Annotated in this window: 9 protein-coding genes and 1 pseudogene (1 of these 10 only partly in view); 8 read left to right on the top strand and 2 right to left on the bottom strand. The window is 45.9% G+C overall.

Annotated elements, in window-relative coordinates:
* Positions 1–134: 134 nt before the first annotated feature.
* From DMB88_RS03075 to cydC, 4 genes and pseudogenes are all read left to right on the top strand, one after another.
* Entirely contained in the window at positions 135–1,499 is a 1,365-nt protein-coding gene (locus DMB88_RS03075) for a cytochrome ubiquinol oxidase subunit I (RefSeq protein ID WP_128100158.1), read from the top strand.
* Positions 1,499–2,512: a cytochrome d ubiquinol oxidase subunit II gene (locus DMB88_RS03080; protein ID WP_174715265.1), complete on the top strand. Its 1,014-nt coding sequence runs from the start codon at positions 1,499–1,501 to the stop codon at positions 2,510–2,512. Before DMB88_RS03075 ends, DMB88_RS03080 begins: the two co-directional genes overlap by 1 nt.
* Before the next feature lie 15 nt (positions 2,513–2,527).
* Positions 2,528–4,353 (top strand): annotated as a pseudogene (cydD, locus tag DMB88_RS03085) (thiol reductant ABC exporter subunit CydD).
* On the top strand, positions 4,350–6,089 hold the full coding sequence (gene cydC, locus DMB88_RS03090; RefSeq protein WP_128100159.1) for a thiol reductant ABC exporter subunit CydC: 1,740 nt from the start codon (positions 4,350–4,352) through the stop codon (positions 6,087–6,089). The pseudogene cydD and the gene cydC overlap by 4 nt, the downstream one beginning before the upstream one ends.
* 398 nt (positions 6,090–6,487) lie before the next feature.
* Here cydC and DMB88_RS30700 read toward each other — a convergent pair whose 3' ends face one another.
* Positions 6,488–6,958 (bottom strand): hypothetical protein, encoded by a 471-nt coding sequence (locus DMB88_RS30700; protein ID WP_254438430.1) that lies wholly within the window; start codon positions 6,956–6,958, stop codon positions 6,488–6,490.
* Positions 6,959–6,999: 41 nt separating this feature from the next.
* Positions 7,000–8,739 carry an alpha/beta hydrolase family protein gene (locus DMB88_RS03095; protein ID WP_254438431.1) on the bottom strand — a complete coding sequence of 580 codons (1,740 nt, stop codon included), beginning with the start codon at positions 8,737–8,739 and terminating at the stop codon, positions 7,000–7,002.
* A gap of 274 nt (positions 8,740–9,013) precedes the next feature.
* On the opposite strand from DMB88_RS03095, the gene DMB88_RS03100 reads away from it, so the two are divergent.
* From DMB88_RS03100 to DMB88_RS03115, 4 genes are all read left to right on the top strand, one after another.
* Complete coding sequence (locus tag DMB88_RS03100) at positions 9,014–10,231, top strand: TraB/GumN family protein (RefSeq protein WP_128100160.1); 1,218 nt, start codon at positions 9,014–9,016, stop codon at positions 10,229–10,231.
* 301 nt (positions 10,232–10,532) lie between these two features.
* Positions 10,533–11,732 carry an MFS transporter gene (locus DMB88_RS03105; RefSeq protein WP_128100161.1) on the top strand — a complete coding sequence of 400 codons (1,200 nt, stop codon included), beginning with the start codon at positions 10,533–10,535 and terminating at the stop codon, positions 11,730–11,732.
* Positions 11,733–11,949: 217 nt separating this feature from the next.
* Positions 11,950–12,960: an ROK family protein gene (locus DMB88_RS03110; protein ID WP_254438432.1), complete on the top strand. Its 1,011-nt coding sequence runs from the start codon at positions 11,950–11,952 to the stop codon at positions 12,958–12,960.
* A 272-nt stretch (positions 12,961–13,232) separates the two neighbouring features.
* Positions 13,233–13,632 carry the 5' portion of a sugar O-acetyltransferase gene (locus DMB88_RS03115; protein ID WP_128100162.1) on the top strand. Its footprint extends 242 nt past the window's final position, so 400 of the gene's 642 nt are visible here — the first part of the coding sequence; it begins with the start codon at positions 13,233–13,235; its stop codon lies off the right edge, out of view.

Raw genomic sequence — 13,632 nt, forward strand, 5'->3', positions numbered from 1 at the left:
GAGTAGGATAATTTAAGCATTAGCCATGTTGATTATCTCGGAATGCACCTTTATATCTTGATATGTGAAATTTTTCTCGTACTTTATTGTGTATTGAATCCTTAATCGAAAATGAAAACGGAGGTGACAGAGGTATGGAGTTAGATACGGTGTTATGGAGCAGATTGGTGACTGGCTTAACGCTTGGGTTTCACGTGATCTTTGCGACACTTGGTGTAGGTGTGCCTCTAATGATTGCTATTGCTGAGTTCATTGGCATTCGGAAGAAGGATAACCATTACATACTTATGGCGAAAAGGTGGTCACGAGGGTTTGTCATTTCCGTGGCAGTGGGTGTCGTGACAGGTACAGCGATATCTCTACAGCTTGCCTTGGTATGGCCGAACTTTATGAAGCTGGCCGGGAATGTCATTGCATTACCGCTATTTATGGAAGTGTTCGCGTTCTTCTTCGAAGCGATTTTCCTGGGCATTTATCTGTATACATGGGATCGATTCAAGAACCCGTATATTCACTGGTTGTTGACCATCCCCGTTGTGGCCGGAGCAGGAATGTCGGCTGTTTTTATTACAACCGTGAACGGATTCATGAACCAACCTGAAGGATTTGTCATGGAGGCAGGTCAATTCATGGCGGTTAACCCTGTGCAAGCGATGCTGAATACAGCAACATTCTCCAAGGTATTCCATGTGCTAAGCTCAGCCTATTTGACGGGGGCGGCTCTACTTGCAGGGATTGCTGCCCTTGCCATGCTGAGAAAAGGTGTTACTGCGTACCACAAGAAAGGCTTGAATCTAATGATGGCTGTTGTTTTAGTATTCAGTTTGCTGAACACACTCGCTGGAGATGTATCTGCCAAGTTTCTGGCTGAACATCAGCCTGAGAAGCTGGCAGCAGCGGAATGGCATTTTGAGACAGAGAGCGGCGCAGATTTAATTTTACTCGGATGGCTGAATGCGGAACATGAGATTATAGGAGCTCTTCACTTGCCTAAATTGCTCAGCTTCCTCGCCTTTGGAGACTTTAATGCCGAAGTGACGGGGCTGAATGAATTCCCACCGGATGAACAGCCGCCACTGCTGGTGCATTATTTATTCGATGTGATGGCCGGAATTGGATTCGCTCTATTAGCGATCTCCAGTCTATATTTCCTACTTGTGTTCTGGAAGAAGCGTAATCAGTTCAACAAATGGATGCTTCGCCTCGTCGCGCTGAGTGCTCCACTTGCGTTTCTTGCCGTTGAGATGGGCTGGTTCTATGCAGAGGTGGGACGACAGCCATGGATTATTCGAGGATATATGCGAGTGGAAGAAGCAGCGACTTCATCACCAAGTGTGAGAATATTATTTTTCGTGTTCCTACTGTTGTACATCGTGCTCGGCGTTATATGTGCTCTTGTATTAAGACGTTTGTTTAACAATAATCCTGCTGAGGTTGAGATGGAAAAATGGCTGAAGGCGAAACAGGATCAATCCGCGGACAAAGGAGGGCATGCCTGATGAGTTATGAATTAATCGGAATTTCGGTACTCTGGCTGTTCTTGTATGGCTATCTCATCGTAGCTTCTATTGATTTCGGCGCTGGATTTTTTGCCTTCTATGCCCGTTTGACGAAGCAGGATCACCTGATTAATCGTCTGATCTCCCGTTATCTATCGCCGGTCTGGGAGATTACCAATGTGTTTTTTGTATTTTTCTACATCGGTATTGTCGGTTTTTTCCCGGACACAGCCTCCTATTATGGCGCAGCCTTAATCGTGCCGGGAAGTATTGCTATCATACTGCTTGCCATTCGTGGCTCGTTCTATGCTTTTGAGAATTATGGTTCCAAAAATAATATCGTGTACCTGTTTTTATATGGAGCCACAGGTTTGCTAATTCCTGCATCGCTGTCAGTGGCACTGACACTGTCGGAAGGCGGATTTATCCTGAAACAGGGCGAGACCGTTACACTGGACTATTGGGCGCTGTTTACCAATCCATTATCGTGGAGCATCGTTGGACTGGCAATTGTCTCTGTACTATTTATTAGCGGAGCGTTTTTAACCTTTTATGCATCACGGGCAGAGGATCAGGGCGCACTCAAGCTGATGCGGAATTATGCTTTGTTCTGGAGCACACCAACCATCATTCTCGCACTGACTGCATTTATATATTTGGGTCAACACAATGAGCGCCACTTTCAAAATATGATGGATCTGTGGTGGTTGCTTGCACTTTCCGTTGCTTTCTTCATGGTTGCCATGTGGCTGCTGTTTAACGGACGTAGATATGGACTCGCATTTATCTGCATCATGCTTCAATTTTTCTGTGCATTTTTTGCTTACGGGATCGGTCAATATCCTTATATTCTTGATCCCTATATCACGATTCAGAGTAGTGCGACATCACCAGCCATGGGCTTCGCGCTTGTCGTTGTTTTTATCGGAGGACTATGCTTGCTGATTCCATCTCTTATTCTGGTCTTCAAGCTATTTCTGTTCGATGCGGATTATGTCAAAGGGAAAAAATAAAAGGAGGAGCGCACTGTGAAAAGGAAATCGAGTCTGATTGCTATGCAAATGTCATTACAACGAAAAAGCAGGCTTCTCCTTATGCTTATTTCTCTGGCACTGGGTGTCGCAATTATAAGCCAGGCTACGCTGCTGGCCGAAGCAGTCCAGCGAATCTTTGTAGAGAAAGCTTCCTTTGCATCAGTAGTGATGTTGCTCGGTATATTGCTGGCTGTTATGGCTCTGCGCACGCTGTTATCGTATGGCAATGGAAAGGTCGGCTTGCATATGGCTGCCCTGGCCAAGACGCATATGCGAGCTAAGGTGCTGCATAACCTGACTCATGCTTCCATGTCTTCAACCCTGCACGGACAGACGGGAGGGAAGGTCAGTGTTGCGCTGGATGCGGTAGATGAGGCGGATAGTTATTTCAGTCAGTACATGCCGCGCATGATGGAGGCAGCGATCATTCCGATTCTGATCCTAGTTGTTGCATTTACCCAACATGCTAACACGGGGTGGATTCTGCTCTGCACCGCTCCGTTTATCCCTTTATTTATGATTTTGGTCGGATTGCAAACCAAGAACAAGTCTGAGGAAAAATACGCGCAACTGGCTGAGTTTTCTGGTACCTTTCTGGACTCGCTTCAAGGGCTAGTGACATTAAAATATTTGGTAAGGCTGATCGTCAGCGCCAGGAGATTGAACGCAGTAGCCTCGGATATCGTGATACAACAATGAGCATTCTGAAAATTGCTTTTACGAATACCTTCATGCTGGAGTCGATCGTCATGTTAGGCATCGGGATCGTCGCTCTTGAACTTGCTATTCAGTTGCTAGTATTCAAGGCGATAACGTTCCACACAGCCTTTCTTGTGTTGTTACTCGTTCCCGAGTTTTACAGCCTGCTGAAAAATACAGGAACCGCTTTTCACAGCGGTAGAACCAGTATGGGAGCGATTCGCAAGGTGGAGCAGATGCTTACAGACGCGAATACGACGAGTGCACAGAGGGATGGCGAAAAGGTAGCTCATAACAATAAGAATGAGAATACCGATGTGATGGCTGAGGCTCAATTGGAACCATTGTCGTCGACTGAACATCCAATGCTGACGCCTATGCCACCGTCTATAGATCTAATGAATACCCAATTTCGGTATGCACCGGATTCATTTGAGCTTGAAGCAAGGAGGATCTCCATTAAACCAGGAGAGAATATCGCAATTGTTGGCAAAAGCGGCTCTGGTAAAACGACTCTACTTCACCTCATCTCCGGATTATTAAAACCGACGTCAGGAGAAGTTCTGGTTAATGGACGTCTGTTGTCCCAATATGATGAGGCCGCCTGGTTTGAGCAAGTTAGCTACATTACCCAGCATCCGTATATTTTCGCGGGTACATTGGCTGAGAACATTGCGATTGGTTCGGGGGCGAATAGTTCCAGAGCCGACATTGAACAAGCGGCTGAGGAAGCAGGACTCGGTACGGTGACTGCCCAATTGGAGCAAGGGTTGGATACCTATGTTGGTGAAGGAGGCAGGGGGTTATCTGGCGGGGAGAAACAAAGGCTTGCCCTTGCACGTGCGTTCCTGAAACGACCGGCTATCATCTTGTTTGATGAACCAACCGTTGGACTTGATGTTCACACTGAGCGGGTGCTACAACGTTCTATTGCATCACTAACACAAATGGCAACGATGATTACGGTAGCTCACCGATTATATACAATTCAGCAGGCGGACAGTATCTTATTCATGGAGAATGGTGTACTCATAGACTCCGGATCACATGAAGAACTGCTGCAGCGACTACCTCAGTATGCCGAGATGGTTCATATTCAACGAAAAGGAGGGTTAACATGAGTGAACTAGCTATTCTGTCCAAGGCCATGGTTCAGGAGCGTAAGGATATCTTGCTTTCTATTTTGGGTGGATTTATTGCAGGTATAGCAGGAGTAGGTCTATTCTCAGCCAGTGGGTATATGATCGCGCAAACCGTATTTGCGCCGCCACTTTACACCTTAATTGTACTTACCTCCATGGTCAAACTGCTCGGTTTTGTTCGAGCGGCGAGCCGTTACGGGGAACGATTGTACTCACACAGAGCGACGTTCTCCATGTTGAGCCGGTTGCGCACCTCCTTTTTTGCCAAGCTCATTCCCGTAACACCAGGCATACTGAATAAAAACCGAAGCGGGGATCTGCTTGCGCGGATTGTTGGTGATGTGGAAAGCCTGCAAAATTATTTTTTGCGTGTTGCGTATCCGCCGATCATCGTTATTATGGTGTTCTTGTCTACCGTGCTATTTACTTCCGTTTATTCGTTCTTGGTTGCGTGCTTGCTCGTACTGGGCATGTTAATTACGGCATTTGTTGTACCAGGTATCGTTTTGCTGGGACAGCGTAAAATACACGGTCGTGTACGGCAGCAACGGGCATTACTGTCTACGGAAGTAACCGAAGTATTGTATGGATTTCGCGATTTAAAGGTATATGGTCAATTGGAGCAAAGGGAGCAGCAGCTTCAGCAGACTTCCGCTGCATTGGCATTCGAGCAGCAAAGAGCAGCAGGGCATCTGCTTCGTGGGCAATCCATGCATATTTTTGTAACGTATCTCGTGACATGGGGTGTGCTGGTCGTTGGCGCATGGTTAATCATGGATGGGTCACTTGCCGGCGTTTATCTCGCGATGCTGATCCTGGCTACGCAGACCGTATTTGAAGAGGCAACAGCGATGGCTATATTGCCCGTATATAAACAGGATAGTGAACATGCAGCCAGACGACTGACCGAGACGGTTCAGAGTCCCGATATGCAGTCTGCACAACCAGGTCAACCGGATGGACTGTGCACTACCGAACAGGCCATTTCAATCCGACTATCTCACGTTACCTTTCAATATGAGGGGGAGTGGAGAGCAGCGTTGAATGATATTTCTATAACTTTTCCTCCTGGCTCCAAAACAGCGATTGTCGGACCCAGCGGTTCAGGAAAGTCTACCATTGTGGATCTATTACTTAAACTACGCGAGCCAGCGTCTGGCGACATACAGTTGAATGACGTTTCGCTAAGTAAGCTAGATGAAGAGAGGATATGGCAAGCAGCAAACGTTGTCTTACAGCAAAGTCACTTCTTCAAGGGAACCGTGCGGGATAACTTACTCCTGCAAGGGGAAGAGCATGCTGACGAACAATTAACGGCTGTGCTGGAGAAAGTCCAACTGCCCAATATGTTGCTCAGCGATCTAGTGTATGAAAAGGGCGAGAATCTCTCCGATGGCGAGAAACAGCGCCTGGCTATGGCAAGAGCTATGCTGCGGAGCGGACGCATATGGCTTCTGGACGAACCAACCTCTTCACTCGATTATGTGACAGAACAACGGGTGTTGCAGGAGGTCTTCGCACAGGCTGCGGATGATACACTTCTTCTCATCTGTCATCGGCTTACCGGACTTGAGAAAATGGATCAGATCGTGGTTATGGATCGAGGTAAGGTTGTAGAAACGGGTTCTTTCACGGAGCTGATGGAGCAGAAAGGCTACTTTTATGAAATGAAGAACATTGAGCTGCAAATGATCGGAGATCAACCGAGTACGTAGATTTGATGAATATGTTGTTTTAGTAGAGCATCTCATAGTGAGCCATATAACAGTAAAATCTTCTATGAAGAGGTTGTTCAAAAAGTTCACTTTTGATTACGAAGGATGCGCGAGCGGCATCTCAGCGTCGAAGATGGAATTCAGCCGAAATGTCCGTTGCTCACGTAGTTTTGCCTACGCTCCGCTACTCCATTTCTATCTTCATCCCATCTTCTCGGTACTGAAAACCGACCTTTTTGAACACGCACTATGAAGCCTATTCGGTGAAAGCGTTCAGTTGTTGGTGACGGATGTCATGAGCGCAAAATGAAAACACTCAAATTACTCCCAGTACATTGAGAATAATTTGAGTGTTTTTGCTCTGTTCATAAGGACGCAGCCATCCTAATAAGAAATGATCACCGAACACCAATATCCCGAATCATAATGCTACCTTTCTCCGACTGATCAAACACAAAGCTAATTTTTCTGATCTGCTCCGGCTTTAGAGCCGGATTATTTGCAATGAAATCAGCCAATTGGAAGGCATAGTTCTGGAACAGCGGCTCCTTCGTCGTCTGGAACAATGCAAACGGTGATTTCGCCAGAGCTCCTTCGAACATTGGCAGCAGCGGTGAGACGCTACTCAGCGGTAAACGGCTAGTATTTCCGAGCTCATCTTCTACGACAATGGTAATATCCACCGGCGTATCCGCTCCATCCACATCTTGATCGGTTTCCGTATTAGCGATGGAGAACACGATGGAACTTTGATTGGAAATGTCGATGTCTTGATCGGGTAGAATCACCCTGTATGCGGGTGCAGCAGAAGTAGCTGCCTGATCCCATTCCAGTGCAACGGCGTTATATGGATCGGTTGTATGCCCCATCTCGACGTTTTGCTCTTTCCATGTCTTCAGTCTTTCTCCTTCTAAGCCTCCCCTGGCAATGTGGTTGTTCCCGGATCACTGTCCTCGCCATAATTGCTAATGGTTAATGTATCTGCATCCCAATAATTGCTGATATACATCGTCTCGGGAAGCCATTCCCTGGCGTATCCAAGATCCTGAAACACCATCTGGTATGAAGTATTCTCCTGAAGAGTGGCTTCTAGAAAAGATGAGATGAGCACCTTGGCAGCCTGTATTTGCTGATCTTGCGGTAGAAGACTGGCTGTGTTGAACAACTGGTTGCCTAACCCGACACCGTCATGTTTGCCCCACTCGGTGTTGAATTGCCCGTGGTTAGCGCCATATATGTATACATAAGATTTGAAAAATTCACTACGATCCGTAAATTCAGTCCGGTAGTACTGGCTTGTTCCAACAAATGAAGTGACGTCCATGTCATGGGTGCCATGCAAAGCCAGATAATTCACGTCTTTTAAGGACACGGGCTGTCCTCCCGGTTTATATTGTCCGTCGGTACCCGCTATGGACACAATGGATCGGATGTTGAAATTGTAATTAAACTTGATGTTGGCGTTCTCAGGATAAGAGGTCATCTTGTTGTACGCCGCCGCTGTGGTTACAGCCTCAGCTCCCCGTGAATGTCCAATCAGAGCGATCCGCTCCATATCCACTTTGCCATAGAATGGATTATCTCGTGCAGCATTCCATTCTTCCCACACTTTAAGATGTTCCAGCAGCAACCATCCCCGAGCCCGATTTTCCCCTTGTAGGGGTTTGAAAACAAACCATTCGTTAAATGGCGAGGAGTTGAGGAAGTTCTCATCAATGGAAACGACAATATTACCGCGACTTGCCAGCAATTCACCTAAATAGGCATAACCGGGATCTGAATATTTCGTCGCAAGGTGGTTGCCATGCACGATGAGCACAAGTGGAAAAGTGCCGTCATCTTCGGGATACCAGACGGTTCCGTTTAAAGGCATTGCGCCAGCGCCAAAACCAAACGTGCTTGTGCGTTTCTTCGTCCAATCACCAACAAAGGCTGATCCATCGACGGATTTAGTGGTCAGCGTCTTTTTTGTGCTCAGATCGTCGCGATACGTTGTGTGGCTTCCGTAGGTCAGAGATTTCACAGAAAATGTTCCAGGTTCTGCCGGATTGGTTAATAGGGCTGTGTAAGCTTCAGCAGGCTTGACCATTTGCAACGGATAGGGTGCGGCAAATTCCTTCTGTCCTTCGCTGACGATCCAGTAACCCATTCCACAGACGAAGAGGACGGCAATCGCAGCACTTGTTGTTGCCCGGACTTTCTTCCAAATTCCAGCTTCCCGGTAGACTCCACTGATGAATCGATAGAGCAGTGCGCCAAGCACGGAAAAGGAAATGAGGATGCATACCACAATAAGCAGCGTAAGGGGGATAGGCCCGAGTAAGCTGAGTAAAAGTAATAAAAGCGAAGTAAGCATGGTCCATACGTAACGTGAAGGTATTTTTTTGCCCCAATGCAGCAGTCCTGTAAGAATTCCGGTTATCGCTACTGTCGCGAGCAGGAACAGAATGCTGCCAATCCAGTAGTCACTCGCACCTCGTGATCCCAAATAATAATAGGCTTGAACGAAATATAACGATAGGGTCACTAGAGATAGAGCAGCTACAGCGCCTTTCCAGCCTGGTGTGAGAGAAGGAATCCGCTTCTTTTTAATAGAGAATAAGGGCCTCTTTTTGGTCGTTTCCTCGGCACTTACGCCGGCGTTCTCCATGGATGTTCCACCTTTCAATGCATATGTATATCACACTTTAACTTAAATGTGTTGTGTATGTTCTTCTCTGAGTCTAACAGAAGATTCTTGCTGTAGTCCGTCATTTTTCTTACGTTATTATTAACAATCGGTAAATCCATACTTTCCAGCCAATAGGAGCTACTCCGAAAATTAGATGGCACCATTTCCCACCTTTATCCGTATGAACTAAGGATGTCCATTCTATTGAATCAATGATTGGCAACTATACTTATCCCAAAGGAGAATACATAATATGAAAAATTGGAAACGCATGCTCTTATCCCTTACGGTCTCGGTAAGTTTGCTCGCATCAGCAGTACCAGCTATGGCAGCGCCTCAGGAGACTTCCGTCAAGGTTAATGATCAGGCAGTACAATATGCTACAGGTGCACCAATCTTGGAGAAAGGAACGACTCTTGTTCCACTGCGTACAACGCTGGATGCGATGGATGTGAAGCTGACGACGGCAACGGATGATACGATTACGGCTGTAGTTGATGGTCGGACGATTACACTCAAAAGCAAGCTTACACGGATCAACGGAGTAACGTATGCACCGATTCGTATCGTTGGTGATGCAGCGGGTTATGAAGTTCGCTGGGATTCCGCCACGCGTACCGTATTGCTGGTATCCAAGGGTGGAGACACTGAGACGGTCCAAACTGGTGGACGCGGCTTTATGTGGGAAGTCGAGAAAAACGGTAATACCGTCTATCTCGTAGGTTCAATGCACGTTGCGGATGAGAGTTTCTATCCACTGCGTCCTGAATTTGAAGAAGCCTTTGCGGAAGCAGACTACCTGGGCGTAGAAGTAGATATTAGCACAGCTACGGATGAGCAGCAGAAGATGATTCTCGATCTCGGCACCTATCAGGATGGGACAACGCTGAAAGACCATATCTCCAGTGAAACCTATGCAAGTCTGGGTAAACTTTTGAAGGAGAATGGTATTGAACCCGACGCTTTTGATACATTCAAACCATGGGTGGTAGAAATTACACTCGGAGGACTGAAGTCAGTGGATGGTGGATATGAAGCATCGGAAGGTGTGGATTTGTATTTCATCCAGAAGGCGGTACAGCGCAAAATTCCAGTGATTGAACTGGAGTCCTATGAATCTCAGCTTGGAATGTTCAACAACTTCTCCAAAGAATTGCAAGAGGAAACACTCAAATCAACCATTGATAACTTCGATGTACTAGATACGAGTTTGAATCAAATGGCTGAGATGTGGAAAACGGGGGATGACGAGCAGCTACTTGAGCTGACGAACAGCTTCTCGGACAATGAAGAGTACAACAAGGCTATGCTGGTTGACCGTAATATCGGTATGGCGGATAAGATCGACGGGTACCTGAAGAATGGTAAAGGGGAAGAGTACTTCATCGTTGTTGGCGCAGCACACTATCTGGGTGAGCACGGCATCGTGAAACTTCTTGAAGATAAAGGGTATACGGTGGAGCGGAAATAAGGCTATAAGGCGAAATAACAAGGTAGCTATAAGTTGTATGACTTAAAAAAGAACAACCACTTCCTACGTTATCGATGATATTGCTGTAGTAGAGAAAACAAGTCAAGACCGTGGGTAAATACCCACGGTCTTTTATTCATGGTCACACATACGTTAGTGAATGGCGAACTTAGCCCTTCACAGCCAAACGCTATCCATCGAATGGATATTGACAAAAGATGGCCAGCACTCGCATACTTACAATATAAACTTTATAAAGAATATTTATTTAGTATCTACTTTGAAGAGAGGAGTTACATCCATGGCAACTTGGTTTCTGATCATAATCTATTTAGCCTTTATTAGTCTGGGGCTTCCGGATTCGCTTCTTGGCTCTGCTTGGCCGGTCATGTGGCCGGAGATTGGTTCTTCTGTAGGGTCGGCGGGATTAATATCGATGATTATTGCGGGAGGGACAATCGTTTCTAGTTTGGCAAGCGGCAGGATGATTCGGACGATAGGGACAGGCAAAATCACGATGTTCAGTTGTTTGTTAACTGCAGTTTCACTATTTGGGTTTTCGATCGCACCTTCGATGGTTTGGTTTATGCTACTTGCTATTCCATTGGGTCTTGGAGCTGGAGCGGTAGATGCCGCATTGAATCATTATGTAGCCGAGAATTACCAAGCACACCATATGAACTGGCTGCATTGCTTCTGGGGCATTGGTGCTACCATGGGGCCAATCATCATGGCTGGGTATATCGCAGGCGAGAACTCATGGAGAGGCGGTTATACAGCCGTTGCAATCATCCAGTTGATACTAGTCGTTGTATTGCTTGTAACCTTGCCTCTATGGAAACGTGTGGCTGCAACGCGAGAATCATCACGACCAGAGCGTGCAGAGACAGAGCAACAGTCGCACACGAGTCTTCCGGTGAAGGTACTGAATATTCGCGGAGTTAAGCCATCTTTGCTTGCCTTTTTGTTATATTGCGGAGTGGAAACCACCGTTGGATTATGGGGAGCCAGCTATTTGGTAGGTACGAGGAGCATTTCAGCGGAGGTAGCTGCAACGAGCATCTCACTTTATTATGCAGGTGTCACATTTGGTCGGTTGATTACAGGCTTTATTACGCTAAAAGTTCAAAATCGTCTGTTGATCCGGTATGGACAATGGGTAACGATAGCGGGCGGAATTATCTTATTGCTTCCACTGCCTTCCACGTTTTCTGTAGCAGGATTTGTTCTGGTGGGGCTTGGTCTCGCTCCGATCTACCCAGGGCTTTTGCATGAGACACCTACACGATTTGGCAAAGAAAATTCAGCCAAGCTAATGGGCTACCAGATGGCTGTTGCGTATAGCGGAACAACATTGATTCCTCCACTGTTCGGAATTCTGGCAGCGAGAATCGGTACGGGTGCTTTTCCCATTGTTTTGTTCATCCTGCTTGTCCTTATGTTGCTTAGTGCGGAGACAGTGAATCGTCTACTTCTTAAGCCACACAAGTTGGGGAGATGAGTAGATATGGTATACATTATTTTAGCAGCAATCATTTGGCTGGGCGCTCATGTGAATCTTTCTATATCGAAACAACCTATTGAAGTGAAGCTGGTTCGTTCAATGGATGACTTGTTTGAGTAAAGGAACAAAAGTGCTAAAATAAGTTTTACAAGTTGGAAGATATGGTACTGCTGTTTCTTCTTGTTTGGTGAAGAACTGAGGTGGGAACAAGCGGATGATGAGAAAAGCGAATGCAAAATTGATGAAACACATCAACTTAAATAATGTGCGTGAAGTGATGCAACAGATCGAAACGGCGACCAAGCCGCAGCTGGCTTCATTAACGAAGCTTAGTGTGGTGACGATCAACGCTTTGGTGAAGGAACTATGTAATCGTGGAGAATTATTTGAAGATAAAGTAGTTCCCTCGAATGGCGGCAGGCCGGCGCAAGCTTATCGATACAATTATAATTACAGACTTGCACTTGTGTTATATATTCAAGAAATGAAAGGTGAAGAACTGATCTCGGCAACCGTCATTAATTTGGAAAATGAAGTGCTGTCTAAGGAAGAACGCATTCTTCCTGTCCTGGACAAACAATATATTCTTGAATTGATTAAACAATTCGTCGTGTCGTATCCTTCTATTCATCGGATCGGTATAGGTATTCCAGGGCAAGCAGTTGATGGGGATATCACGGTGAGTAGTCATGATGAACTAATTAATTCACGTCTAATTCAAGACATTCAAAGAGAATTCGGTTTGAAAGTTCTTGTCGAGAACGATGTTAACGCTGCGATTAGTGGGTACTGCATTCAGCATGAGGAAATGAAAGAGCAGTGTGTGACCGGAATCTACTTCCCTAATCGGTATCCGCCTGGTCTTGGAATTATGTTGAATGGCCAGATCATCCAAGGGAAGAACGGAATGTCTGGTGAGATCAAGTATCTGCCTTCTGCGCCGAATTGGAAAGGTAAGATAAGTGATGATGAGTTCCTTCTGCAAGTTTGCCAGATCATCCAAATTGTCAATGCTATTGTAGCTCCACATCAGACCGTGATTTATCAGGAGAGAGTGGAGACAGCGCAACTGGAGGCTGCATGGAAGCAGTATCAGATGGAACATCCAATGCCTACGTTTCCTGAGGTTGTGTATCAAGGGACGTTTCAGGAAAATTTCGATGCGGGCTTGAGATGGATGATTCTACAAGAGTTAAGGGAGACCATCCTTGAGGAGTCTATATAATCCACAGAAGATGTTCTGTGAATTCAAGTCTTTGTGCGGGCGATGAGCTCGCTTTTTTTATAATAATAGCACCCGTTGACATGAAACCAGTTACACCAGTTATGATGACCTCGTAGCTAAGAAGGTGTTTGTCCGGCTACTTAATAAACACACATTATAAAGAATCTGTTTTCACTGAAAAATGATTTTAGTTCATTATCACGGCTCGTATTTAGTGCTGAAACGGGATAGTAACCTTATGACGAACACCAATACGCTGTGGAGGTTATAGTATGAGAGAAGAAGAGCGCATTAGAAATGGAATTCTTTTTAGTCCCAGTGATCCAGAATTGAAGGGAATTAAACGTCGTTCGCACAACCTAAGTCAACAATATAGCCTGACGTATGAGGATCAGAGTGAAGAACGAGAAATGATTTTGCAACAGTTACTAGGATCTAAGGGGGAGGGAGGATTTATACAAGGTCCAATCTTCTTTCATTATGGGGTGCATACTCGGATTGGAGATCACTTCTTCGGAAATTACAATCTGACTGTACAGGACGATGCACAGGTGACGATAGGTGACTATGTCAGCTTTGGCCCTAATGTGACCATTGTTACTCCCGTGCATCCCTTTATTGCTTCTGAGCGCAGACAGATGTTGGATCAAAATGGAGATATTAAATCGCTAT

Source organism: Paenibacillus sp. DCT19 (assembly GCF_003268635.1).
GTDB lineage: Bacteria > Bacillota > Bacilli > Paenibacillales > Paenibacillaceae > Paenibacillus.